Annotated in this window: 25 protein-coding genes; 8 read left to right on the top strand and 17 right to left on the bottom strand. The window is 65.5% G+C overall.

All coding sequences use genetic code 11. The features are described from left to right. The first annotated feature begins 32 nt into the window (after nt 1–32). Nucleotides 33–812 (top strand): prepilin peptidase, encoded by a 780-nt coding sequence (locus ACVENA_RS13290; protein ID WP_449325753.1) that lies wholly within the window; start codon nt 33–35, stop codon nt 810–812. Between the two features lie 115 nt (nt 813–927). Here the strand turns inward: ACVENA_RS13290 and pal are convergent, their stop codons facing one another. The 15 genes from pal to ACVENA_RS13215 all read right to left on the bottom strand — a co-directional run bounded on the left by pal (nt 928) and on the right by ACVENA_RS13215 (nt 10,620). Beyond that, a complete protein-coding gene (gene pal / locus ACVENA_RS13285; RefSeq protein ID WP_449325752.1) occupies nt 928–1,437 on the bottom strand; it encodes a peptidoglycan-associated lipoprotein Pal in 510 nt (169 codons plus the stop codon). A 110-nt stretch (nt 1,438–1,547) separates the two neighbouring features. Then, nucleotides 1,548–2,927, bottom strand: coding sequence for a Tol-Pal system beta propeller repeat protein TolB (tolB, locus tag ACVENA_RS13280; protein WP_449325751.1), 1,380 nt, complete (start codon nt 2,925–2,927; stop codon nt 1,548–1,550). Next, nucleotides 2,924–3,751 carry a hypothetical protein gene (locus ACVENA_RS13275; protein ID WP_449325750.1) on the bottom strand — a complete coding sequence of 276 codons (828 nt, stop codon included), beginning with the start codon at nt 3,749–3,751 and terminating at the stop codon, nt 2,924–2,926. Before ACVENA_RS13275 ends, tolB begins: the two co-directional genes overlap by 4 nt. A 9-nt stretch (nt 3,752–3,760) precedes the next feature. Then, entirely contained in the window at nt 3,761–4,267 is a 507-nt protein-coding gene (gene tolR, locus ACVENA_RS13270) for a protein TolR (protein ID WP_449325749.1), read from the bottom strand. Then, nucleotides 4,267–4,965 (bottom strand): protein TolQ, encoded by a 699-nt coding sequence (tolQ, locus tag ACVENA_RS13265; protein ID WP_329626713.1) that lies wholly within the window; start codon nt 4,963–4,965, stop codon nt 4,267–4,269. The genes tolR and tolQ overlap by 1 nt, the downstream gene beginning before the upstream one ends. Next, the gene (locus ACVENA_RS13260) at nt 4,959–5,423 is read right to left on the bottom strand and encodes a YbgC/FadM family acyl-CoA thioesterase (protein ID WP_449325748.1); all 465 of its coding nucleotides are present in this window, start codon (nt 5,421–5,423) and stop codon (nt 4,959–4,961) included. Before ACVENA_RS13260 ends, tolQ begins: the two co-directional genes overlap by 7 nt. A 105-nt stretch (nt 5,424–5,528) precedes the next feature. Beyond that, nucleotides 5,529–6,593 carry a Holliday junction branch migration DNA helicase RuvB gene (gene ruvB / locus ACVENA_RS13255; RefSeq protein WP_449325747.1) on the bottom strand — a complete coding sequence of 355 codons (1,065 nt, stop codon included), beginning with the start codon at nt 6,591–6,593 and terminating at the stop codon, nt 5,529–5,531. Then, the gene (locus ACVENA_RS13250; RefSeq protein WP_449325746.1) at nt 6,571–6,912 is read right to left on the bottom strand and encodes a GIY-YIG nuclease family protein; all 342 of its coding nucleotides are present in this window, start codon (nt 6,910–6,912) and stop codon (nt 6,571–6,573) included. Before ACVENA_RS13250 ends, ruvB begins: the two co-directional genes overlap by 23 nt. A gap of 68 nt (nt 6,913–6,980) precedes the next feature. Beyond that, nucleotides 6,981–7,391, bottom strand: coding sequence for a GFA family protein (locus tag ACVENA_RS13245; protein WP_449325745.1), 411 nt, complete (start codon nt 7,389–7,391; stop codon nt 6,981–6,983). Beyond that, nucleotides 7,388–7,987 carry a Holliday junction branch migration protein RuvA gene (ruvA, locus tag ACVENA_RS13240; protein WP_449325744.1) on the bottom strand — a complete coding sequence of 200 codons (600 nt, stop codon included), beginning with the start codon at nt 7,985–7,987 and terminating at the stop codon, nt 7,388–7,390. The genes ACVENA_RS13245 and ruvA overlap by 4 nt, the downstream gene beginning before the upstream one ends. A gap of 293 nt (nt 7,988–8,280) precedes the next feature. Then, the gene (gene ruvC / locus ACVENA_RS13235; RefSeq protein ID WP_449325743.1) at nt 8,281–8,754 is read right to left on the bottom strand and encodes a crossover junction endodeoxyribonuclease RuvC; all 474 of its coding nucleotides are present in this window, start codon (nt 8,752–8,754) and stop codon (nt 8,281–8,283) included. 96 nt (nt 8,755–8,850) lie between these two features. After that, nucleotides 8,851–9,597 (bottom strand): YebC/PmpR family DNA-binding transcriptional regulator, encoded by a 747-nt coding sequence (locus ACVENA_RS13230; RefSeq protein ID WP_449325742.1) that lies wholly within the window; start codon nt 9,595–9,597, stop codon nt 8,851–8,853. A gap of 57 nt (nt 9,598–9,654) precedes the next feature. Then, nucleotides 9,655–9,972, bottom strand: coding sequence for a YbjQ family protein (locus ACVENA_RS13225; RefSeq protein ID WP_257543645.1), 318 nt, complete (start codon nt 9,970–9,972; stop codon nt 9,655–9,657). Nucleotides 9,973–9,993: 21 nt separating this feature from the next. Beyond that, nucleotides 9,994–10,236, bottom strand: a complete 243-nt coding sequence (locus tag ACVENA_RS13220) for a DUF2312 domain-containing protein (RefSeq protein WP_058814959.1) — start codon at nt 10,234–10,236, stop codon at nt 9,994–9,996. A gap of 63 nt (nt 10,237–10,299) precedes the next feature. Next, nucleotides 10,300–10,620, bottom strand: coding sequence for a DUF1244 domain-containing protein (locus ACVENA_RS13215; RefSeq protein ID WP_449325741.1), 321 nt, complete (start codon nt 10,618–10,620; stop codon nt 10,300–10,302). A gap of 107 nt (nt 10,621–10,727) precedes the next feature. On the opposite strand from ACVENA_RS13215, the gene pyk reads away from it, so the two are divergent. The 7 genes from pyk (at nt 10,728) to ACVENA_RS13180 (ending at nt 20,234) form a co-directional block, all read left to right on the top strand. Beyond that, on the top strand, nt 10,728–12,182 hold the full coding sequence (gene pyk / locus ACVENA_RS13210; RefSeq protein ID WP_449325740.1) for a pyruvate kinase: 1,455 nt from the start codon (nt 10,728–10,730) through the stop codon (nt 12,180–12,182). A gap of 224 nt (nt 12,183–12,406) precedes the next feature. After that, nucleotides 12,407–13,180, top strand: a complete 774-nt coding sequence (locus ACVENA_RS13205; protein WP_449325739.1) for an arginyltransferase — start codon at nt 12,407–12,409, stop codon at nt 13,178–13,180. An 82-nt stretch (nt 13,181–13,262) separates the two neighbouring features. Continuing rightward, nucleotides 13,263–13,652: a DUF3060 domain-containing protein gene (locus ACVENA_RS13200; protein WP_449325738.1), complete on the top strand. Its 390-nt coding sequence runs from the start codon at nt 13,263–13,265 to the stop codon at nt 13,650–13,652. Between the two features lie 411 nt (nt 13,653–14,063). Further along, nucleotides 14,064–16,499 carry a cyclic nucleotide-binding domain-containing protein gene (locus ACVENA_RS13195; RefSeq protein WP_449325737.1) on the top strand — a complete coding sequence of 812 codons (2,436 nt, stop codon included), beginning with the start codon at nt 14,064–14,066 and terminating at the stop codon, nt 16,497–16,499. Continuing rightward, nucleotides 16,499–17,380, top strand: coding sequence for a hypothetical protein (locus ACVENA_RS13190; protein WP_449325736.1), 882 nt, complete (start codon nt 16,499–16,501; stop codon nt 17,378–17,380). The genes ACVENA_RS13195 and ACVENA_RS13190 overlap by 1 nt, the downstream gene beginning before the upstream one ends. Nucleotides 17,381–17,398: 18 nt before the next feature. Next, nucleotides 17,399–19,336, top strand: a complete 1,938-nt coding sequence (locus tag ACVENA_RS13185) for a cytochrome c3 family protein (RefSeq protein ID WP_449325735.1) — start codon at nt 17,399–17,401, stop codon at nt 19,334–19,336. 49 nt (nt 19,337–19,385) lie between these two features. Next, nucleotides 19,386–20,234 (top strand): metallophosphoesterase, encoded by an 849-nt coding sequence (locus tag ACVENA_RS13180; RefSeq protein WP_449325734.1) that lies wholly within the window; start codon nt 19,386–19,388, stop codon nt 20,232–20,234. A 40-nt stretch (nt 20,235–20,274) separates the two neighbouring features. Here the strand turns inward: ACVENA_RS13180 and ACVENA_RS13175 are convergent, their stop codons facing one another. Both ACVENA_RS13175 and cysS read right to left on the bottom strand, forming a co-directional pair. After that, nucleotides 20,275–21,219, bottom strand: coding sequence for a D-2-hydroxyacid dehydrogenase (locus tag ACVENA_RS13175; protein WP_449325733.1), 945 nt, complete (start codon nt 21,217–21,219; stop codon nt 20,275–20,277). Between the two features lie 108 nt (nt 21,220–21,327). Further along, the gene (gene cysS, locus ACVENA_RS13170) at nt 21,328–22,806 is read right to left on the bottom strand and encodes a cysteine--tRNA ligase (RefSeq protein ID WP_449325732.1); all 1,479 of its coding nucleotides are present in this window, start codon (nt 22,804–22,806) and stop codon (nt 21,328–21,330) included. Between the last annotated feature and the right edge of the window lie 45 nt (nt 22,807–22,851).

Raw genomic sequence — 22,851 nt, 5'->3', positions numbered from 1 at the left:
GTTGAGCAAAGGCGGAGCGGGAAGGGCCGGAGATGATTGGATCGATCCTCGACGCCCTGCCTTTCGGCGCCGCCGTCCTTCTCGCCGGACTGATCGGCCTTACCCTTGGCAGTTTCATCGCGACGCTGGTGCTACGCTGGCCCGCTGGACGATCGGTATTGGGCCGCTCGCAATGCGACGGCTGTGGCCGGCCGCTTCGCGCGTGGGAGTTGGTGCCGCTGTTGTCGGTGTTCTGGATGCGCGGAGCGTGTGCGCGGTGCGGGGTGCGGATCGATCCGTTTCACGGACAGGTCGAGATCGCTTCGGGATTGATCGGCGTTGTCGCGCTGGCGCTCTTGCCCGGCACCGCGGGCTGGCTCTGGGCGCTGTTCGGCTGGCTGCTGCTGCCGCTCGCCTTGCTCGACGCACGGCATTTCTGGCTGCCCGACAGGCTCAATGCCGTGCTCGCGATCACTGGTCTGCTTCTGGCCGGTCCGATGCTTGGCGTCCCCTTGCTCGACCGCTGGATCGGGGCGCTTGCGGGCGGGCTGGTTCTCGCGGTTATCGCCTGGGCCTATCGCCGCCTGCGCAGCGATGAAGGAATGGGCGGTGGCGACCCCAAGCTCGTCGCGGCGATCGGCTGCTGGCTCGGCTGGCAGGGGCTGCCGCTGCTGCTGTTGCTCGCTAGCCTCGGCGGGCTGCTCTGGGCGCTTGTCGCGCACGGAAAAGGGGACCGGCCGTTGGCTCGACGGCCGGTCCCCTTCGGTCTTTTCGCTTGCGCCGCCGCCTGGGCGACGGTGCCGCTATGGCCGCTGCTTATCGGTTCCAGCTAGCTGGAATGATCCGGCACCGGCCCACTCCCCCACCCGGCCTTCCTAAGGATAGTAAACTGGGGAGGCCGGGTGGGGGAGTGGGCCGGTGCCGCCCGCCGACGTCAGTCGGCGAAAATCAGCGCGCGATGACGACGGTCACTGCGCGGCGGTTCTGCGCCCAGGCTTCCTCGTTCGAGCCGAGCGCCGCCGGGCGTTCCTTGCCGTAGCTGATCACGTCGATCCGGCTCGGATCGACGCCCAGCGTCGCGAGATAATTTTTCGCGGCATTGGCGCGGCGCTCGCCAAGCGCGATGTTGTAGTCGCGGGTGCCGCGCTCGTCGGCGTGACCCTCCAGCGTGACGCGCACCGCGGGGTTGCGCGCGAGCCACTGCGCCTGGCTCTGCAGCGTCGCCTGATCCTCGGCATCGACGTTATATTGATCGAAACCGAAGAAGATCCGGTCGGACGAAACATTGGCGACAAAGTCTTCCTGCGATCCGGGAACGACGCCGCCGGTGTTGGCTCCCGTATCGGTGCCCGTTCCCTCGGGCGCGGGCGGCAATTGTTCCGGCGCCTTCTTCGCACAGGCACCCACAGCAAGCATGGTGATCGCCGCGATCATCGCGGTGGTTTTGCGCATCGTCATGTCTTCTGTCCTCTTGTTGTTGCGTTTTTCAGTCGTGACCGCGGGGCATTAACCTGCATTGAACGCAAAGAGTCAAACCCCGCGGATTTCCTTTGGTTCCGCGACCGCCGTCAGGGCAGGATCGGCCCCCAGCTCGGGTCCGATCCGTCCTGCGGCGTCGGCAGGCGGCGCAGGTTCACGCCGGTCAGGTCGACCTGCCACAGCGACGATTTGCCTGCCTTGCCCGACGTGGTGCGGAAGAACTGGATGACGCGGCCGTTCGGCGACCAGGTCGGCGCTTCGTCCTGCCAGCTATTGGTGAGCAGCCGCTCGCCACCGCCCGACGGGGTCATCACGCCGACGCGGAACTCGCCGCCGCCCATTTTGGTGAAGGCGATCAGGTCGCCGCGCGGCGACCATTCGGGGGTCGCATAGCGGCCGCCGCCAAAGCTGATCCGCTGCTGGTTCGATCCATCGATGTTCATCGTGTAAAGCTGCTGGCCGCCCGAGCGGTCGCTTTCGAATACGATCTTCTTGCCATCGGGCGAGAAGCTGCCGCCGACGTCGATCCCCGGCGTGCTGGTGAGCCGCACCGGCGTGCCGCCCTCGGCCGAGATGCGATAGATATCGGTATTGCCGCCGACCGCCATCGAATAGAGGATCTGGCGGCCGTCGGGCGACCAGCGCGGCGCGAAGGTCGCATTCTTGCTTTCGGTCACCAGCTTCTGCGTGCCCGCATTGACGTCGTAGATGAAGACGCGGACTCGGTCGTTCAAATAGCTGACATAGACGATCTTCTTGTAATCGGGCGAGAAGCGCGGGCTTAGCGCGAGCGCCTGGCCGTTGGTGATGAAGCGGTGGTTGCCGCCGTCCGAATCCATGATCGCCAGCCGCTTGATGCGGTTCCCCTTGGGCCCGCTTTCGGCGATATAGGCGACGCGGCTGTCGAAGAAGGGCGATTCCCCCGACAGGCGCGAATAGATGGCGTCGGCGCATTTATGCGCGGCGCGGCGCCAGTCGGCGGGCTGAATCTCATACCCCTGCCGCACCAGCTCGCTGCCGAGATCGGTGTCGTAGAGGTAGCAGCCAACGACGAGCCCGCCGGTGCCGCTCGCCTGCACGAAGCCGTGGACGACATTCTCGGCATTCCGCGCCTGCCAGTCGGCGAATTGCGGCGCGCGCACTTCCGCCATGCTGATCGCGCGGACGCTGCCGGGACCGAGCGGTGCGTAAAGCCCGCTGCGTTCGAGGTCGGCGGCGATGACGTCGGAAATCTGCTTGCCGAGGCTGGCGGTGTTGAGCCCCGCGACATTGACCGCCGCCGGGGTCGCGAAGGCGGGGACCGCGATGACGGTGCGATCCTGCGACAGCGTGCCGGTGATCGATTCGCGCGGGCCATCCGCTGGCGCTTGGACGACAGGCGGCTGCACGGACTGGGTCTGGGCGACCACGGGGCTGGCGACCGTCATCAGGAGGCCGGCGATCAAATATCTCGCAAGAGTCATGCTCATCTCACCTTGTCGAAGTCCAATGTGTAATTCTGCCAATAGCTGTAATTTTCTTCGGGCAAATCGAAGGGCGCGGCCAGCTCGACCGCTTTCTTTGCGCATTCCTGGTGGCGTTCGACCTGAAAGCGGTTGCTGTCGTTCTGGCCTGACGTCGTCACGCTGGTGAAGCCCGCGAGCGCGCCCGCGGGGGTCAGTCGGAATTTGACGACGGTCTTCAGTTTCTCGACGTCGACGCCGCTGACCTTGCAGCGGTCCCAGCGCGGGCCGACTTTCGCCTTGATGCTGACGTCGATCGAGCGGCGGACCTCGGCGGAGGTCGTCGCGGCGGGCGCGCCCTTGCTCGCGGGCTGCTTGGGCTGCGCCCGCGACAAACCATCGACGATGCCGTCGAGGCGGCCGGTCGGGCGGCTCGTCGGCTTCTTTGCCGGCGCCTTGGGCGCGGGCTTGGGCGTCGCCTTTTGCGCGGCGGGGGGCGTTTTCTTGGGCGGTGCGGGAACGGCGCGCGCGACCTGCTTCGGCGCGGGGGCCGGGGTCGGCCGCACGACCGGCTCGGGCAGCGGCGGCGCGGGGACGGGCTCGGGCGGCGCGGCGATGTCCTCGGCGTCCTCCTCGCCCAGCCGCGCGGCGGGCGGGGTGTCGCTGATCACCGGCGCGGAGGATTGCGCCGCGGTCTCGGCGACCAGGTCGACTTCCATCGGCGGATTGTCGAAGCGCCGGTCGCCGCCGGTCCACTGAATCGACAAGAGGCCGATCACGACGACGTGCAGCGCCACCGCGATCGCGATGCCGGTCTTCTGATTCCCCCGCGGTGCCGTTTGCGCAGCCATGGTCACAGCCTAGGGATTCGTCTCTGAACCATCGGTGACCGCCGCTTCGGCCGGGGCCGGGACATCCGATCCGGTGGTGACGAGCGCGATCCGCGTCAGCCCGGCGCGGTTGAGCTCGCCCATCACCCGCATCACGCGGCCATAGTCGAGCCCCTTGTCGGCGCGCAGCATGATCTGGCGCGGCTTGTCGCCCGCTTTCTGCGCGCCGGCGATGGCGTCGAGCCGCGCGGGAAGCTCGGCTTCGGGAACGACCTCGTCGCCGATATAAAGAGTATCGTCGCCGTTGATCGAAAGCTGGATCGGTTCCTGTTCCTCGGTCTCGACGGGCTTGGCGCGGCTTTCGGGCAGGTCGATCGGGACAGCGGAGGCGAGCAGGGGCGCGGTGATCATGAAGATGATCAGCAGCACCAGCATCACGTCGACGAGCGGGGTGACATTGATCTCCGCCATCGGCGCACGGCGCGTGCCGCGCCCGCGCCTTCGTCCTGCGCCCCCGGACGGGCCGGTCATAGCCATCAGCCCTCAACCTCCAGTTCGCGACTGAACATCGCGTGCAGCCCGTCGGCGAAGCGGCCGAGCCGCGATTCGAGCCGGTTTAGCCGCTGCGAAAAGGCGTTGTAGGCGATCACCGCCGGAATGGCGGCGAACAGGCCGATCGCGGTCGCGAACAATGCCTCGGCGATGCCGGGGGCGACGACGGCGAGGCTGCTGTTGTTCGACGCGGCGATCGCGGTGAAGCTGCGCATGATGCCCCAGACGGTGCCGAACAGGCCGACGAAGGGCGCGACCGCGCCGATGGTGGCGAGCGTGCCGATCTTCTCGGCCAGCCGGTCGACCTCGCCCGCGACGGCGCTGTTCATCGCGATACCCAGCCGCTCGCGCGTGCCTTCGCGGTCGACATTCCGGCCCTTGGTCGAGCGGCGCCATTCGCCGATCCCTGCCGCGAGGATCTTCGCGCTCGGCAGTTCCTCGCCGCTGTTCTTGTCATAAAATTTGTCGATATTGTCGGCGCGCCAGAAATCGCGCTCGAACCCCTCCGACGCGCGCATCAGCTTGCCGACGCTGCGGCCGTGCGTGATGATCACCGCCCAGACATAGATCGACGCGAGCAGCAGCCCGATCATCACCGCCTTGACGATGATGTCGGCCTGAATGAACAGCGCGATGGGGGACAGCGTCGCCGCGTCGGCGGCCAGCTTGATATTGTCTAGCAAGGGTTGGTCTCTCCATTCATGATGGCGGTGAAGCGGTCGGCCCAGCCCGCGGGCTGGCGGCGCGGCCGGCCTTCGGGCGACAGGAAGGCGGCGGTAACACGCCCCTCTGTTAACGTGTCCTGACCGCGAAGGATGCGCTGCGCGATGATCACGCTTGCGCCGCGTACCACCTCGACGGTGCTGACGACGGTGAGGTCGTCGTCGAGCTTTGCGGGGCTGCGGTATTTGATCGTCAGGTCGGTGACCGCCCACGCGCCCTCGCCGCTCTCCATCGCCGCGCGCTGGTCGATGCCCGCGAGGCGCAGCATGTCCGACCGTGCGCGTTCCATGTAGCGGAGGTAATTGGCGTGATAGACGATGCCCGACAGGTCGGTGTCCTCGAAATAGACGCGCGCCCGGTAATGATGCGCGGCCCCGACGAAGGCGCCGGGGACGAAGGGAGGAGGAACGGCCGCCATGGTTAAGACCGATAGCGGGGCATCGACTCGCCGCAAAGCCCTCTTCAACAGTTCGTCGCAAGTCGCGGCCGATTGGTGGATGAAAGGGGCGGGAAACCGGGATTCCTACTTGTCGAATAATCCGTCCTGAGCGCCGGTAGGCGGATTGAGGCCGAGATGCTTCCACGCGCTGGCGTTGAGCATCCGCCCGCGCGCGGTGCGGGCGATCAGGCCGATCTGGAGCAGGTAGGGTTCGATCACATCCTCGATCGTGTCGCGCGGCTCGCTGAGCCCCGCCGCGAGCGTGTCGGCGCCGACGGGGCCGCCGCGATAGATGTCGGCGATCATCGTCAGGTAGCGCCGATCCATCGCGTCGAGGCCGAGCGCATCGACCTCCAGCCGGTTGAGTGCGGCGTCGGCGACCTTTGCATCGACGACCGCTGCCTCCGCCACCGTCGCGAAATCGCGTACCCGGCGAAGCAGACGCCCGGCGATGCGCGGAGTTCCGCGCGAGCGCTTCGCAATCTCCAGCGCGCCGTCGGGTGCGATGCCCAGACCGAGCAACCGCGCGGCGCGGCCGATCACTTGCTCCAGCTCCCCATGCGTATAGAAATTGAGCCGCACCGGAATGCCGAAGCGGTCGCGCAGCGGCGTCGTCAGCAGGCCCTGTCGCGTAGTCGCGCCGACCAGCGTGAATTTCGGCAGGTCGATGCGGACGCTGCGCGCCGACGGTCCTTCGCCGATCATGATGTCGAGCGCGCGGTCTTCCATCGCTGGATAGAGGATTTCCTCGACCGCGGGCGCGAGGCGGTGGATCTCATCGATGAACAGGACGTCGCCGTCCTCGAGATTGGTGAGTAGCGCCGCGAGGTCGCCCGCCTTGGCGATCACCGGGCCTGAAGTGGAGCGGAAGCCGACGCCGAGCTCGCGCGCGACGATCTGCGCCAGCGTCGTCTTGCCGAGCCCCGGCGGGCCGAAGAACAGCACATGGTCGAGCGCGTCGCCCCGTGCCTTCGCCGCCTCGATGAAGATGCGCAGATTCTCGCGCGCCGCCGCTTGGCCCACGAACTCGGCGAGCGACTTGGGACGGAGCGCCGCGTCGGCGTCCTCGGGGGTGCGGAGAGGAGTGGTGAGGTCGGTCACGGTTTCGCGATACCCATAAATCTCGTCATGCTGAACTTGTTTCAGCATCCATGGCCTGGCCGATCGGCCCGGCGCCGACTTCGAAGGCCAGGTCGCGCCATTTGGGATTGTCGGCTTCGATCAGGTTGATCTTCCATGCGCGGTGCCAGTTTTTGAGCTGCTTTTCGCGGGTGATGGCATCGGCCATGGTTCCGAACAGTTCGAAATGGACGAGGCGATAGGTCCTATATTTTGCCGAAAAGCCTTTGGTCGCGCTGTTGCGGTGCTGCCAGATGCGCTGGACGAGATTCGAGGTGACGCCGATGTAGAGCGTGCCATTGGGATAGCTCGCGAGAATATAGGTGCAGGGCTGAAAGATGTCGCGCATGGCCGCGCGCTCAGGGCCATGGATGCTGAAACAAGTTCAGCATGACGAAAGGGAGAGAAGGTGGGCACTCAGTCAAAGTGTTCGACCCCTTCGCCGGTAATCGAAACCCAAGGTTCCATCCGGTCCTCGTAAACCGAATAATCGGGTACGAAACCATGGCCCGGCTCGAAATTGCCGAGCGGTATTGCATAGGCGTCATGATAGGGCCGGGCTTTATACCAGACGCCCGAACCGCAGGTGCCGCAAAAGAAAAAGTCGGCGGTGTTGCCGCTGCCGCCGGTATATTGCCACATCTTGGCGTTCGCCTCGCCCTCGATGCGGACCTGCTCGGCCGAAAAGCGAACCTGCGCGGCAAAGGCGCTGCCGCTCCGCGCCTTGCACTCGCGGCAATGGCAGACCGACACGCGGATCGGCTCACCGGTGCAGGCGATGCGGATTTGGCCGCAGCGGCAGGATGCGTGACGGATGCTGTCGGTCATTTGGCCGCTTTTTTGAGCGCCGCGCGGACGAGCGCATCCAGCGTCGCCCCCGCGCCCAGTTCCTCGCTGGCAGCCGCCACGGCGGCGCTTGCCTCGCCGGGCTTGAAGCCGAGGCCGGCGAGGGCGGCGACGGCGTCGCCGAATGGGCCGGATGCAGCGGAGACGGAGGGATTCGAACCAACGATACCGCCCAGCGCCTCGGCTTTGTCCTTCAGTTCATGCGCGATCCGCTGCGCGAGCTTCGGGCCGACGCCGTTGGCGCGGGCGATCATGGCGCTGTCGCTGCTCGCGAGGGCGCGTTGCAGGTCGCCGATTTCGAGCGCCGAGAGGATCGCGAGCGCGACCTTGGCGCCGACGCCTTGGACGCTGGTGAGCAGGCGGAACCAGTCGCGCTCCTCGGCGCGTGCGAAGCCGAGCAGGCGCAGGAAATCCTCGCCGACGAGCATTTCGGTGTGGATCGTGACGTCGCTGCCGACCGCGCCCAATGCGTCGAGCGTGCGCGCCGACGCCTCGACCAGATAGCCGACGCCGCCGACGTCGATCACCGCATGGCCTGCGCCGCTGCTGTCGAGCCGTCCGGTGAGTTTCGCGATCATTTCGCCGTGCTAGCGCGGTAGGAATGAAAAGGGAACAAGGAAGGAAGAATGTCTCACGCAAAGGCGCAAAGGCGCGAAGAAGGAAGAAGAGAATATTCTCACACGAAGACACAAAGAGGGCGATTTTCTACACGGACGCCGGCCGCGTGGCGCGAACGGCCCATTTCATGGCCGGACGAAGTCCGGCAGGAAATTCGGGACGCCGGATGCCCCGCTCAACGATATGATCGAGACCGCATCTTTGTGTCTTCGTGTGAGATTCTTCTTCTTTGCGCCTTTGCGTGAGATTTCTCTTAAAAACGAGGCCGGTGGTTAGCATGGCAGATTGCCACCGCCAGTGCATCCGCGGCATCCGCCCCCGCGACCTTGGCGCCGGGGAGCAACACGCGCAGCATCGCCTGCACCTGTTCCTTCGCCGCGCCGCCGGTGCCGACGATCGCCTTCTTGACGAGGCGCGGGGCATATTCGGCGACGGGCAGCCCGCCGCGCGCGCAGGCGAGCAAAGCGACGCCGCGCGCGTGGGCGAGCTTCAGCGTCGATTGCGGATTGTCGTTGACGAAAACTTCCTCGACCGCCGCGCACCCCGGCATATGGTCGGCGATCACCGCGGCGAGTATCGTGTCGATATGCGCGAGGCGGTCGGGCAGGGGGGCTTTGGCGTCGGTCTTGATCTGGCCGTTGGCGATATGGCTGATCCGGCTGCCTTCGACGCGGATGACGCCCCAGCCGGTGCAACTGAGCGAAGGGTCGAGGCCGAGGATGATCACTATGTTCCGTTCGTGTCGAGCGAAGTCGAGACACCCCGAAGATGCGCACGACCGATGGGCATCTCGACTTCGCTCGATGCGAACGGCTTTTGACTTTTAGCCAAGCTTTTCCATCACTGCGTCGGGGATTTCGTAATTGCCCCACACGGTCTGAACGTCGTCGTCGTCGTCGAGCGTGTCGATCAGCTTGAACAGCGTCTGCGCGGTCGCCTCGTCGGCGACTTCGCTCTTGAGCGTCGGCTTCCATGCGAGCTTGACGCCTTCGGCCTCGCCGAGCTTGGCTTCGAGCGCTTTCGCGACCTCGTGCAGGCTGTCGACGCTGGTCCAGATGTCGTGGCCGTCCTCGGATGATTCGACATCGTCGGCGCCCGCGTCGAGCGCGGCTTCGAACACCGTGTCGGCGTCGCCGGCCTTCGCGGGATAGCTGATCAGGCCGAGGCGGTCGAAGCCGTGGCTGACGCTGCCGCTGGTGCCGAGGTTGCCGCCGTTCTTGGCGAAGGCGGTGCGGACATTGGTCGCGGTGCGATTGCGGTTGTCGGTGAGCGCTTCGACGATCAGCGAGACGCCGCCGGGGCCATAGCCTTCGTAGCGGATTTCCTCGTAATTGTCGCCGTCGCCGCCCGCCGCCTTGTCGATTGCGCGCTGGATATTATCCTTGGGCATCGACTGCGCCTTGGCCGCGTTGACGGCGGCACGCAGGCGCGCGTTGGCGTCGGGATCGGGAAGGCCCATCTTCGCGGCGACGGTGACTTCGCGCGCGAGCTTCGAGAAAAGGGCGCTGCGCTTCTTATCCTGCGCGCCCTTGCGGTGCATGATGTTCTTGAACTTGCTATGGCCGGCCACAGCTACCTCCACTGAATGGAAAAAAATGTGGCGCCGCCACTAGCGCGGCATCGGCGATCACACAACCACGGCGGTTCCGCTGGCGGACACCATCAGCATCGACCCGTTCTGGCCGAGCACTTCATAGTCGAGGTCGACGCCGATCACCGCATTGCCGCCAAGCTTCGCGGCCTCCGCCTCCATCTCGCCGAGCGCTTCCTTGCGCGCGCGGGCGAGGACGTCCTCATATTTGCCCGAGCGGCCGCCGACGATGTCGGTGATGCTCGCGAACAGGTCGCGGAACAGGTTGGCGCCGACGATCACTTCGCCGGTGACGATGCCCAGATATTCGCGGACCGGATGGCCTTCGATGCTGTTGGTCGTGGTGCTGAACATCGTCACTCTCCTGTTGGGGGCTCAGGCGATTCCGAGCGCCGATTTGTAAACGTCGAGGATCGCTTCCATTTCCTTGCGGTCGTGGACGGGCATTTTCCGGAGGCGCACGATCTGGCGCATGATCTTGGGGTCATAGCCCTGCGATTTCGATTCGAGATAGACGTCGCGGATGTCGTCGGCGATGCCCTTTTTCTCTTCTTCCAGCCGCTCGATGCGCTCGATGAAAAGGCGCAGTTGTTCGTCGGACACGGTGGCTTCGCTCATTTTATACTCCGCTTGAGGTTTGGATGGGGTGGCGAGAATCGCCTCGGCGCTCACCTAGCGAGGTCAGGGATTCTTGGCCATGCTTTCTTCCATCCGCGCGAGCTGCTCGGGCGTCGCGGCGACGTGGAAGCGCGCTTTCCATTCCTTGGTGGGCATTCCGTGGATTATCGCGCGGCCGGTTTCCTTGTCCAGGGCGCCCGCTTCGGCGATCCAGTCGCCGAGGCAGTTGCGGCAGAATCCGGCGAGCCCCATCAGGTCGATGTTCGCGGCGTCGCTGCGATGTTGGAGCAGGCGCACAAGGCGGCGGAAGGCTGCGGCGGCGGCGGCATCGTCGAGGCTGTCGAGCGCGTCGTTCGGCGCGGTCTGGTCGTCGCTGCAGGACATGGCGAAATTCCTTCGTCTCGGGCGTTGCATAGCTATACGCGGCTTGCCTTCGCCGCGACAGAGCGCCTAGGCAGGCGGCTGTCATTTTTCCAGTCTTCGGAGCATCTGTGGTCCAGAGTTTCACGCCCCGCCAGCGCAAGGTGCGCATATTGGCGACGCTCGGCCCCGCGAGCGCGAATTCCGAGATGATCGCAGCGCTCCACCGTGCGGGCGCGGATGCCTTTCGCGTCAATATGAGCCACGGCGACCATGAAGGCCACGCCAAGGTGATCGCCGCGATCCGCGCGCTGGAGAAGGACACCGGCCGGCCGACGACAATCCTCGTCGACCTGCAGGGGCCGAAGCTGCGCGTCGGCACCTTCAAGGACGGGCCCGCCGAACTGGTGAAGGGCGAGCACTTTGTCCTCGACACCGACCAGGCACCGGGCGACGCGGGGCGTGTCCACCTGCCGCATCCCGAACTCTTCGCCGCGCTCGAACCCGGCACGCGGCTGCTCGTCGACGACGGCAAGCTGGTGCTGCGCGTGCAGGCGGTTTCGTCCCAGCGGATCGAGACGATCGTCGAGGTCGGCGGGCGGATTTCGGACCGCAAGGGCGTCAATGTTCCCGATGTCGTCGTGCCGCTCGCGGCGCTGACCGAAAAGGACCGCAAGGATCTGAGCTTCGCGCTCGAACAGCATGTCGACTGGATCGCGCTCTCCTTCGTTCAGCGGCCTGAGGATGTCGCTGAGGCGCGGCGGCTGATCGGCGGCAAGGCGGCGCTGCTCGTCAAGTTCGAGAAGCCCGCGGGGGTCCAGCGGCTCGAAGAGATATTGGAGATCGCCGACGCTGCGATGGTCGCGCGCGGCGACTTGGGCGTCGAACTGCCGCCCGAGGCGGTGCCGCCGCTGCAGAAGCGGATCGTTGCGACCGCAAGGGCGATGGGCAAGCCGGTGGTCGTCGCGACCCAGATGCTCGAATCGATGATCGTTTCGCCCTCGCCGACGCGCGCCGAGGTGTCCGACGTTGCGACCGCCATCTATGACGGCGCCGACGCGATCATGCTCTCGGCTGAGACGGCGGCGGGCGCCTGGCCGGTCGAAGCCGTGACGATGATGGACAGCATTGCACGCTCGGTCGAAAGCGATCCCGACTATTTCCGCCGCCTGCACTTCACCGAAACCGCGCCTGATGCGACGACGGCCGATGCGCTCGCCGAGGCGGCCGGGAATATTATCCAGACGATTGCCGCCGATGCGATCATCTGCTTCACCGCATCGGGATCGACCGCGCGCCGCGTCGCGCGCGAGCGTCCGAATGCGCCGCTGCTCGTCCTGACGCCGAAGCGCGACGCGGCGCGGCGCATGGGGCTGCTGTGGGGCGCGCACGCGGTGCCGACCAAGGACATCGGCAGCTTCGAGGAAATGATCGCCAAGGGCAAGCGCATGGCGCTGCGCCACGGCATCGGCACGGCGGGCGCCAAGCTGGTGATGATGGCGGGGGTTCCCTTCGGCACGCCGGGGTCGACCAACGTGCTGCATGTCGCGACGCTGACCGGGGACGAACTGCGCGGCTATAGCTGACGCCTATTTGTTCCGTCATCCCGGCGAAGGCTGGAGAGTTTTGATTCAATCCGACACAAAAGTTACCGCGCGATTCAGAAAATTTCGGAGTTGATTCAGTCCGGGACGGACAAAAATGGTAAATGATGTTTGCACCATTGACGGCAGGCGGCATAGTCGGTGCAAGTCGCGTGTCGGAACCCGCGTGGGAAGGGTTCGCATCATCGTCCGGAGGTCTGTCTCGCGTGTCCGCACCGTTCCGTTTTCCGCGCTTCTTCGTCACCAGCCCCGCGCCTTGTCCTTATCTGGAGGGCAAGACCGAGCGCAAGGTCTTCACCGAGCTTAGCGGTCCCAATGCGAACGAATTGAACGATGCGCTCGGCCGCATCGGGTTCCGCCGCAGCCAGTCGGTCGCCTATCGCCCGAGCTGCGCCGACTGCACGGCCTGCGTGTCGGTGCGCGTCTGCGCCGCCGAGTTCGCGCCGAGCAACTCGCAGAAGCGCACGATCCGCCGCAACCGCGACCTCGTCGCCACCGCCTGCAAGTCCTGGGCGACCGAGGAGCAATATGCGTTGCTGCGTTCCTACCTGGGCTCGCGCCATCCCAACGGCGGCATGGCCGACATGGACGAGCAGGATTTTGCCGACATGGTCGAGCAGACTCCGGTCGACAGCTATATGATCGAATATCGCGAACCGACCGCCGACGGCAGCCGCGGCCGCCTCGTCGGTTGCTGCCTGACCGACCGGCAGGGCGACGGGCTGTCGATGATCTACAGTTTTTTCGATGCCAACCATCCGCTGCGCGAAGGACTGGGCACCTATATCATCGCCGATCATGTGCTGCGCGCGGCGAAAGCCGGATTGCCTTACGTCTATCTCGGTTATTGGATCGAAGGGTCAGCGCGCATGGCGTATAAGGCGCGCTTCCGCCCGCTCGAAAAGCTTGGCCCCGATGGCTGGTCACGCTTCGAGCCGATCGCATCGGACCGCATCGCGGCGATATTCGAATTGGCCTGACGCTTGGCCCGTTGACGCGGACCTCTTTCCATAGCATTGACGGGCAAGGGAATTTTCGAGGCGGGGAACGAAGGAGACGACCTTGTTCCGCTATCATGCCGCTGCGAAATATGTGCTTCCAGCTTTTGCCGCCAGCCTCGCCGTCGCCGCCACGCCGCTTGCCGCGCAGCGGAATAACGGCACCGGAACGCGTGACGGAGCAGCCGTCAGCGGAGTCGATCAGGCGCATCAGATCGACTGCGGTGGACAGCCCGCCCAGGTATCGGGTTCGGACAATCATATCGACTTCGTCGGTGACTGTCCCGGCCTGACCGTCAACGGCGTCGGCAACCAGATCAGCATCACCCTGCGCCCCGGTGCCCCGCTCACCGTGTCGGGCGTCGACAATGTCGTGACGTGGCGGATTGCCGGAAAGGGCAGGCCGAAGCTGGCGGTGAGCGGCGTCGACAATCAGGTCCGACCGGGACGGTAGCCCCTTCATCGTCATTCCCGCGAAGGCGGGAATCCAGCTTTTCCCTTTCCCCTTTAATCTTCGCGCTTTCGCGCCTTCCCGTGAAATTCAATCAATCTCACGCAAAGGCGCAAAGGCGCGAAGGAAGGAAAAAGCTGGATTCCCGCCTTCGCGGGAATGACGGTGGAAATGGATTAGGATGGAGGACACTTCCGCTTCTCATCCACTAGTTGCGAACGTCTCGCAGCAGCCTCTCGCCGGTTGACCTTTTCCCGCTTTCAAGGGCATAGCTCTTCGTCCAGGACATAAGTCCGGGTCGCATCCATAGGTGGTCGCTCAGGGGTGGGCGATTTGGGGGATTGGGATGCCTGTTCGCGCTTTCGTCAGCTTCATCGCCGGACATGATCGCCGCCGCCGCGGGGATGCGCGCGCATGAGCGATGTCGTGAAGGTCGCGATCATCGGATCGGGGCCCGCCGGGCTCAGTGCCGCGGCGCGCGCGGGGCAGCTCGGGATGAGCCATGTCCTGCTCGAAAAGACCGATCACCTCTCCGACACCATCTTCAAATATCAGAAGGGCAAGCGCGTCCTCGCGACGCCCGAGCGGCTGGACCTGCGCTCCGACTGCCGCTTTGCCGAGGGTGCGCGAGAATATATTCTCGGCAATTGGGACGAGGATGCCGCCAACAACAAGGTGAATGTCGTCAAGCACGCCGATGTCGCCGAAGTGACGGGCGAGAAAGGCGCGTTCGCGATTCGGACCGCGAAAGGCGACGTCTATCACGCCGAGACGATCGTCCTCGCGATCGGGACGCAGGGCAATCCGAACCGGATGCGCTGCGGCGGCGCCGATCTGCCGCACATCATCTATCAGGTCGACGATCCGGAGGATTTCAAGGACAAGCATATCACAGTCGTTGGATCGGGTGACGCGGGGATCGAAAATGCGCTTGGCGTCGCCGAGGAAGCGCTGGAGAACACCGTCACCATCCTCAACCGATCGAAGGATTTCGCGCGCGCCAAGGCGAAGAACGTCTCCGACATGATGGAGGCCGGCGAGAACGGCTTTTTGTCGATCCGCACCGAGACCCAGCCCAAGCTGGTCGAACCCGGCTGGCTGACGCTCGAGACGCCCAATGGCGACGAGAAGATCGAGTGCGACGTCATCGTCGCGCGACTGGGCTCGGTCGCGCCGCGCGGCTTCGTCGAATCGATGGGGATCGAGTTCACCGGCCCTGACCGCGAAGCCTTTCCGAAACTTTCGCCGACCTTTGAATCGACGGTGCCCGGCATCTTCGTGATCGGCGCGCTCGCGGGCTATCCGCTGATCAAGCATTGCATGAACCAGGGCTATGACGTCGTCGAGTTCATCAACGGCAACACCAGCCTGACCCCCGCCGACGAAAAGGATCTGGCGGCGATTTTTGCGGGCCTGCCGCAGCAGAAATCGGTGACCGAATGGCTCGACTATCTGCGCGAGCGGGTGCGCATCTTCGCCGACGTCTCGCCGCTTCAGATGCGCGAGTTCATGCTCGATTCGAAGGTCGCCTTCTACCGCAAGGGCGAGGTGGTGTTCGAGAAGGGCGACCCTGGATCGTCGCTGTTCGCGATCGCTGACGGCCATGCCGAAGTCGAGGTCGCGCCGGGCGTCACCGTGCCGATCGAACAGGGATCGATATTTGGCGAGGTCGGCCTGATCTCCGGCCGCAAGCGCGGCGCGACGATCCGTGCAGGCGAGGACAGTATCTTCGTCGAAGTGTCGCGCACCGCGGCGCTCAAGCTGATGGCCGCGGTGCCGGGCGCCAAGCGCGTGATCAACCGCATCTCGCTCGAACGCCAGCTTCTCCAGATATTCAAGGGCGGGCTGACCGTCGAGGATCTGGAGCCCGTGGTCGACACCGCCGAGGTCGAGCGCATCCCCGCGGGCAAGGTGGTGCTGACCGAAGGCGAACAGGGCGACGACGTCTATGTCATCCGCTCGGGATCGATGGTCGTCGAGAAGGACATCGGCGGCAAGCCGATCTTCCTGCGCTATCTGCCCGCCGGCAGCTTCTTCGGCGAGATGGGCGTGCTGAGCGGCGCGCCGCGCAATGCGACGGTGAAGGCCGCGGTCGGCAGCGAGGTCATCAAGCTGACCGGCGAGAGCTTCCGCAAGATGCTCGCGGCGCGGCCGAAGGTGCGCGAAGCGACCGAGGCCGCGGTGGCCGAGCGTGCACAGATGAACAGCTTCATCGAATCGCGCAAAGCCAGCTATTCGAGCGCGGTCGACCTTTATTCCGATACCGCCGGCTTCATCATGAAGGAGGGGCTGGGCGAGGCGACCGACGCGTTGCTGATCGACGAAAATCTCTGCGTCGGTTGCGACAATTGCGAGAAGGCCTGCGCCGATAGTCACGAAGGCCTGTCGCGGCTCGACCGCGAGGCGGGCAAGACCTTTGCGCATCTGCATGTGCCGACGAGTTGCCGCCATTGCGAGCATCCGCATTGCATGGCCGATTGCCCGCCGAACGTGATCCACCGCGGTCCCGATGGCGAAGTGTTCATGGAGCCGGGCTGCATCGGCTGCGGCAACTGTATGCGCAACTGCCCCTATGGCGTGATCCGCATGGAAGCGGCGCCGCCCGAGAAGCCGAGCCTGCTGCGCTGGCTGCTTACCGGCTTCGGCCCCGGCCCGGGCGAGCCGTCGCCCAAATGGACCAAGAAGCAATTGGGCGACGAAAAGCCGAAGAAGATCGCGGTGAAGTGCGACATGTGCAAGGGCATCGCTGGTGGCCCGGCCTGCGTGCGCGCCTGTCCAACGGGCGCTGCAATCCGCGTGTCGCCCGAGGAGTTCCTGTCGATCGCGCGGCTTCAGGAGGATGCGGGCTGATGGCATCGCTCTTTCAGCGGCGCCGCTCGAAGGCGACCCAGACCGAGCGCGTGCGCGAGCGGCGGCACGAAGGATTTCTGCGCTACGCCAATTTCCGCTGGGCGAAGATTTCGGGCGGGCTCTGCCTGCTGATCATCGTCTCCTATGCGCTGATCGACGTCACACCGCGGCCGAGCGGCGGCACCTGGTATGGCTATACGCTGGGGACGATCGGGGCGCTGCTGATCCTGTGGCTGACCGCGCTCGGTTATCGCAAGCGCAAGATGACGAGCGATTACTGGTCGCTCAAGGCCTGGACCTCGGCGCATGTCTATCTGGGTTTGAGCCTGATCGTCATCGGGACGTGGCACACCGGCTTCCAGCTCGGCTGGAACGTCCACACGCTCGCCTGGGTGCTGATGATGCTCGTGATATTGTCGGGACTGTACGGCGTCACCGTCTATGCGACCTTGCCCGCCGCGCTGTCGAATAACCGCGACGAGATGACGCAGATGCAGATGCTCGAGGCGATCCGCGCTTTTGACCGCCAGCTTCACACCGCCGCGCAGCCGCTGACGCCCGAGGATACCGCCCCGGTGCTCGCGGCGCTCGACGAAGATCCGTTCGCGGGGGGCATCATGGCGCGATTGTCGGGGCGCTATCCCCGCTGCGCGACCGCCGCCGCGCTCGGTGCGCTCCGCGTATCGCGGAGCAGCGATGCCGAGGCGCGCGAGAAGGTGGTCGGCCTGCTCTCGCAGAAGGAGGTGGCGCTTGCGCGGCTGCGCCAGCATCTGCGCATTCGGGCTTTGCTCGAAATCTGGCTCTATGTGCATGTGCCGCTGACCTTTGCGCTGATCGCGGCGCTGTCGGCGCACATCATCAGCGTCTTCTTCTACTGGTAAGGCGGGGGAGAGGGGACCATGAGCTTCATCCTGCGCCGTATCTCGACGACGAAGACGGGCAAGCAGATCATCCGCGACCAGGCGCTGCCGGGCGATACGATCACGCTCGGCCGCGACGCCGGCAATGTCATTCATATCGCCGATCTGGCCGTGAACCCGCAGCACGCGGCGATCACGAGCGCCGACGGCCGCCATGTCCGCGTCGCGGCGAGCGAGGGGCTGGGGTTCGATTTCAACGGCCGCACCGTCGATGCCGCCGACATCGACAGCGCCGCTGGCGCCGAATTGCGCTTCGGCGGCCACCGCCTGACCATCGCGCGCGAGGGCGACGCCATCATCCTGCTCGTCGAACGGATCGACGAATTGTCGCAGTCGTCGAAGGATGTCGACGAGGCCAAAGCCTTTTCGCTCGCCGGGGTGATGCCGGGGAAGCGCATGGGCGCCTGGACCTTCGGCATCATCGTCCTGCTCGCTTTCCTGATCGGACCGATCTGGGCGTGGCACAGCTTTCGCAATGTCGACGAGCGGCCGCAGGGCTATCACGCCGACATGGCCTGGTCGTCGGGGCCGCTGTCGAGCGCCCACGCCAATCTGAAAGGCGACTGCCAAGCGTGCCACGTCGAGCCATTCGTCGCGGTGACCGACAAGGCGTGCGTCGGCTGCCACACCGGCGAGCACAAGGCGATGAGCATGGCGCACGCCAATGCGCCGACCGCGATGCTGCTCGCCGCGCGCCATCCGCCGGGGGTGGGCGAGCGCATTCTCGCGGGCTTTGCCAAGACCTTCAACCGCCCGCAGGGACGATGCGTCGACTGCCATACCGAGCATGAGGGCGCGGGGCCGATGCCCGCGACGCCGCAGAAATTCTGCGCCGACTGCCACGACGGGATGAAGGCGCGGCTGATCGATGCGGGATTCAAGCCGACGGTCGCCGATGCCGCCGATTTCGGCACGCTGCATCCCGAGTTCCGCCCGTGGGTCCATGCCGCGCCGGGCGCCAAGCCGATCCGTGCCTCGGGCAAGGCGCCGCTCGACTATAACGGCCTCAAATTTCCGCACGACATTCACTTGAGTGCGACCAGCGGTGTCGCCCGCATGGCGACCAGCTTCCGAGGCCGCTATGATTTCGGCAACAAGCTCGAATGCGAAAATTGCCATCGTCCGGAGAGCGACGGGGTGCGGATGAAGCCGGTCGAGATGGAGCGCGACTGCGCGATGTGCCACAGCCTCGCTTTCGAGACCGTCGGCGGTGTCACGCGGACCCTGCGCCACGGTGAACCCGATCAGGTCGTCGCCGATCTTTTCGCTTATTACCGCTCGACCCCGCCGACGCGGCCGCTGCAACTCGGCGGCATGGAACGGCGGCGGCCGGGTGCCTATGCCGAGGGGCAGGTCTATAACATCTATTTCCGCGAAGTCGCCGTGCGTCCGAACCGCGCAGAGGATGCGGTGCGCGCGGTCTTCTCGAAGGGCGGCGCCTGCTACGACTGTCACACGATCTTTGCGCCGGTATCGGGCAACCGCTGGCGCGTCCAGAAGGTCGTCCAGTCTCCGCGCTTCCTGTCGAAGGGCTGGTTCGATCACGCCGACCCTGGTCATGCCAAGGTCGAGTGTACGACCTGCCATACCGAAGCGCCCCGGTCGAAGCGCTCCGAACAGCTGCTGGTTCCGGGGCTCGCACCGTGCCGTACCTGCCATGTCGGCGAAAGCGGCGCCACGATTGCAAAGGTGAAGGAGCCGACCCGATCCTCGTGCGCCATGTGCCACGAATATCACAGCGACGGGGGCAAGCCGTGGATGCCGGAGCGTGAGCGCAAGAAAAAGGTCGCGACGGTTACCGATCGTCCACGCCCGGGCGTCTATGCTGTGACCGCGATCACAGGCCCGGCGCGGCGTCATCTTTATGATGTGACATGGCGCACACCGGTGCTGGGATTCGCAAGGCAGGGCGGATGACGATGGGGCGGCCGCGACCAGGCGGCCGGAGCAGGGGCAGAGGACGGACATGCTGATCGCCCAGATCACCGATATTCATATCGGTTTCGATCCTGACAACCCCGCGGAATATAACCGCAAGCGGCTCGACGACGTGCTCGACGTGCTGATCGAGGGGCCGAACCGTCCCGACCTGCTGCTCGCGACCGGCGACATCACCGATCGCGGCGATCCCGACAGCTACCGCCGGCTGGCGACCGCTTTCTCGCGCTGTCCCTTTCCGGTGTGGCCGAGCGTCGGCAACCACGACCTGCGCGATAATTTTCACGCGCAGTTTCCGGGCTTCGACGACGGCAACGGCTTCATCCAATATGCGGTCGAGTTGCCCGAATTGCGACTGGTCACGATCGACACGCTTGAGGAGGGACGCCACGGCGGCGCCTTCTGCGAGGTGCGCGCGGCGTGGCTTGACGCCGAACTGGCGAAGGACCGGAACAAACCGACCTATATTGTGATGCATCACCCGCCCGTCGAAAGCGGCATCGAATGGATGAACACCCATCCTGACGAGCCATGGGTGCATCGCTTCACGGACGTCGTCCGCCGCCACGACCAGGTGCGCGGCCTCATTTGCGGCCACCTCCACCGCGCCGTCACCGTCGCGTGGGAAGGGCGCACGATCGCCATCTGCTCGTCGACCGCGCCGCAGGTCTCGCTCGACCTTCGCCCGATCGACGAGAACAAGCCCGACGATCGTCCGATGATCGTCGCCGAAGACCCCGCCTATGCGATCCACCGCTGGAACGGGCGCGAACTTGTGAGCTTCTACGACCATGCTGGGGCACATACGATGCTCGCCAAATATGACGAGCGGCTCCAGCCGTTGGTGCGCGAGCTGAAGGCCGAACGGCCGATTTGAGGGCTTTTCCGTCGCCCTCCGCCTTCGCGGGGGCGATGGGTCAGTATCCCAGCGTCAAATCCACCCGTGGCTCGACCGGCTCGCCCTTGTGCCAGCGGCCCAGATTATCGAGGAAGCGCTCCGCCGCGCGGACGAACATCTTGTCCTGTGCGCGGCCCGACAGGTGCATGGTGATATGCGCATTGTCGAGGCTCCACAGCACATCGTCGGCGGGGAGCGGTTCGGGGGTGGTGACATCGAGGAAGGCCGACGCGATCTGTTTCGCGTCGAGCGCGGCGACGAGCGCGTCCTGATCGACCACCGCGCCGCGCGCGATGTTGATCAGGGTCGCGGTCGGCTTCATCGCGGCGAGTTCGGCGGCGCCGATCATGCCATCGGTTTCGGGGGTCGCGGGCACCGCGAGGATCACCCAGTCAAAGTCGCCGAGCCGCGCGCGCCACTGGTCGGGGGTCAGAGTGTTCGGCCCGGGCGAGCGGCGCACGACCGTGATGTCGACGGCGAAGCCCTTCAGCCGTTCCTCGATCAGCTTGCCGATCGCGCCATAGCCGAGCAGCAGCGCTTTCGATCCGTAGAGCTCGACCTTGCCCGGCGATTCGATCAGCCACTCGCGCCGCTCCTGCGCGCGGACGACGTCGCGATAGCCTTTGGCGACCGTGAGCATTCCCATCACGACATATTCGGCGATGGTGATCGCGTTGATCCCCGCGCCGTTCGTCACCACCGTGCCGCGTTCCTTGAGCAGGTCGAGCGGCATGCCGTCGACCCCGGCATAGATCGAGTTGAGCCACTTCATCTTCGTCGCCGCGGTGATGGCGGCGGCCATGTCCTTCTTGTCGTACATGTCGAACCAGCCGATCTCGGCGTCGGGCGCGAGAGCCATCGCCTCTTCCTTGCTCATGAAGAAGCGCGGCTCGGCCCAGCCGGGCAGGCGGCTTTCGACGAGCGGCCGGATCAGGCCGGACAGGACGGTGATGGTCTTGGTCATGCATCTCCCCTCCCGCTTGCGGGAGGGGCCGGGGGAGGGCCTGTCCAAATACGCAACGGGTCGGGCCAACATGCCCTCCCCTAACCCCTCCCGCAAGCGGGAGGGGAATTAATTGTCCAGCCGCCAGTCCCATCCCAGCGGATCGCCGTCCATCACGTCCACGCCCGCTGCGATGAGCTCGTCGCGTAGCGCGTCGGAGGCGGTGAAATCCCTTGCCGCGCGCGCGTCCTTGCGGCGGGCAAGGATGTCGCCGATCGCGGCTTCGTCGATCGTCGCATCCTTTGGCCGAAGCCGCAGCTCCTCGCGTGACAGCGTCAGCAGTTGCAGGCCGAGCACGGCGTCCATCGCCGCCAGCGCGGCGCGCCTCTGACCGGCGTCGACCTTCTTCATCGCCGCCGCCTCTTCGAGCAAGGTGAGCGCGACGGGGGTGTTGAGGTCGTCCGACATGGCGGCGTCGAATTTGGCGAGCAGGTCGGCAAGGCGGCGGTCGGCGATCTCCGCTTCGTCGGCATCGCGCACCGACGCGGCCGCCATCACCATCCGCTTAAGCCGCGTCAGTGTGGCGCCGAGGCCTTCCCACGAAAATTCCAGCTCCGACCGGTAATGCGCCTGCAGGCACATCAGGCGATAGGCGAGGGGATGATAGCCGCGGTCGACCAGCAGTTGCAGGCGCAGGAACTCGCCCGAACTCTTCGACATCTTGCCGCCGCGGTCGATCAGGAAATTATTGTGCATCCACATCCGGGCGCCCGAATGCTCGGCGCAGTCGAGGCTGCCGCAGCCGCGATAGGCCTGGTTCTGCGCGATCTCGTTCGGATGATGGATCTCGCGGTGATCGATGCCGCCGGTGTGGATGTCGAAAGGCATCCCGAGCTCGGCCTCACCCATCACCGAACATTCGAGATGCCAGCCGGGCGCGCCGCGGCCCCAGGGCGAATCCCATTCCATCTGGCGCGTCTCGCCGGGCGGCGTCTTGCGCCAGATCGCGAAGTCGGCGGCGTGGCGCTTGCCCTCGACCTCCTCGATCCGTCCCTCTCCCTCGTCGGTTACCGCGCGCGCGAGGCGGCCGTAATCGGCGACGGTCGAGACGTCGAAATAGAGGCCGCTGTCGAGCTCGTAGCAATGCGCATCGGCGATACGCTCCGCGAACGCGATCATCCGCGGCACATAGTCGGTCGCGACGGTCCATTTGGCGGGATCGCGGACGCCCAGCCAGCCGAGGTCGCGCTTGAATTCGGCGGTATAGAAAGCCGCGACATCCCACGCCGACTTGCCCTGCGAGGCCGCGGCTTTTTCCATCTTGTCGTCGCCCGCGTCGGCGTCCGACGTCAGGTGGCCGACGTCGGTGATGTTGATGATGTGGCGGAGCGCATAGTCCTTGAACGACAGGGTGCGGCCGAGCGTGTCGGCAAAGACATAGGCGCGCATGTTGCCGATATGCTGATAATTATAGACCGTCGGTCCGCAGCTATAGACGCGGGCCTCGCCGGGATGGACGGGTCGGAAATCTTCCAAGCGGCGCGTCAGGCTGTTGAACAGCCGCAGAGGCGCGCCGGAATCCGCGAGCGGGGCAGGGGCGTCGGTCATATCCGCGCCCTTGCCCCGCTCCGGGGTGGTCCGTCAACCGAAAGG

The sequence above is a fragment of the Sphingopyxis sp. 550A genome (assembly GCF_053569535.1).
This window is presented reverse-complemented; position numbering and strand designations above follow the sequence as displayed.

Excerpts from the sequence above, each read along its gene's own strand:
- ACVENA_RS13185 (WP_449325735.1), top strand. The coding sequence starts at position 17,399 with ATGAGCTTCATCCTGCGCCGTATCTCGACGACGAAGACGGGCAAGCAG.
- ACVENA_RS13180 (WP_449325734.1), top strand. The coding sequence starts at position 19,386 with ATGCTGATCGCCCAGATCACCGATATTCATATCGGTTTCGATCCTGAC.
- ACVENA_RS13220 (WP_058814959.1), bottom strand. The coding sequence starts at position 10,236 with ATGAGCGAAGCCACCGTGTCCGACGAACAACTGCGCCTTTTCATCGAG.
- ACVENA_RS13275 (WP_449325750.1), bottom strand. The coding sequence starts at position 3,751 with ATGGCTGCGCAAACGGCACCGCGGGGGAATCAGAAGACCGGCATCGCG.
- ACVENA_RS13245 (WP_449325745.1), bottom strand. The coding sequence starts at position 7,391 with ATGACCGACAGCATCCGTCACGCATCCTGCCGCTGCGGCCAAATCCGC.
- ruvB (WP_449325747.1), bottom strand. The coding sequence starts at position 6,593 with ATGCTGAAACAAGTTCAGCATGACGAGATTTATGGGTATCGCGAAACC.
- ACVENA_RS13290 (WP_449325753.1), top strand. The coding sequence starts at position 33 with ATGATTGGATCGATCCTCGACGCCCTGCCTTTCGGCGCCGCCGTCCTT.
- ACVENA_RS13190 (WP_449325736.1), top strand. The coding sequence starts at position 16,499 with ATGGCATCGCTCTTTCAGCGGCGCCGCTCGAAGGCGACCCAGACCGAG.
- ruvA (WP_449325744.1), bottom strand. The coding sequence starts at position 7,987 with ATGATCGCGAAACTCACCGGACGGCTCGACAGCAGCGGCGCAGGCCAT.
- tolR (WP_449325749.1), bottom strand. The coding sequence starts at position 4,267 with ATGGCTATGACCGGCCCGTCCGGGGGCGCAGGACGAAGGCGCGGGCGC.
- ACVENA_RS13260 (WP_449325748.1), bottom strand. The coding sequence starts at position 5,423 with ATGGCGGCCGTTCCTCCTCCCTTCGTCCCCGGCGCCTTCGTCGGGGCC.
- ACVENA_RS13225 (WP_257543645.1), bottom strand. The coding sequence starts at position 9,972 with ATGTTCAGCACCACGACCAACAGCATCGAAGGCCATCCGGTCCGCGAA.
- ACVENA_RS13215 (WP_449325741.1), bottom strand. The coding sequence starts at position 10,620 with ATGTCCTGCAGCGACGACCAGACCGCGCCGAACGACGCGCTCGACAGC.
- ACVENA_RS13250 (WP_449325746.1), bottom strand. The coding sequence starts at position 6,912 with ATGCGCGACATCTTTCAGCCCTGCACCTATATTCTCGCGAGCTATCCC.
- pal (WP_449325752.1), bottom strand. The coding sequence starts at position 1,437 with ATGACGATGCGCAAAACCACCGCGATGATCGCGGCGATCACCATGCTT.
- ACVENA_RS13195 (WP_449325737.1), top strand. The coding sequence starts at position 14,064 with ATGAGCGATGTCGTGAAGGTCGCGATCATCGGATCGGGGCCCGCCGGG.
- cysS (WP_449325732.1), bottom strand. The coding sequence starts at position 22,806 with ATGACCGACGCCCCTGCCCCGCTCGCGGATTCCGGCGCGCCTCTGCGG.
- tolB (WP_449325751.1), bottom strand. The coding sequence starts at position 2,927 with ATGAGCATGACTCTTGCGAGATATTTGATCGCCGGCCTCCTGATGACG.
- ACVENA_RS13175 (WP_449325733.1), bottom strand. The coding sequence starts at position 21,219 with ATGACCAAGACCATCACCGTCCTGTCCGGCCTGATCCGGCCGCTCGTC.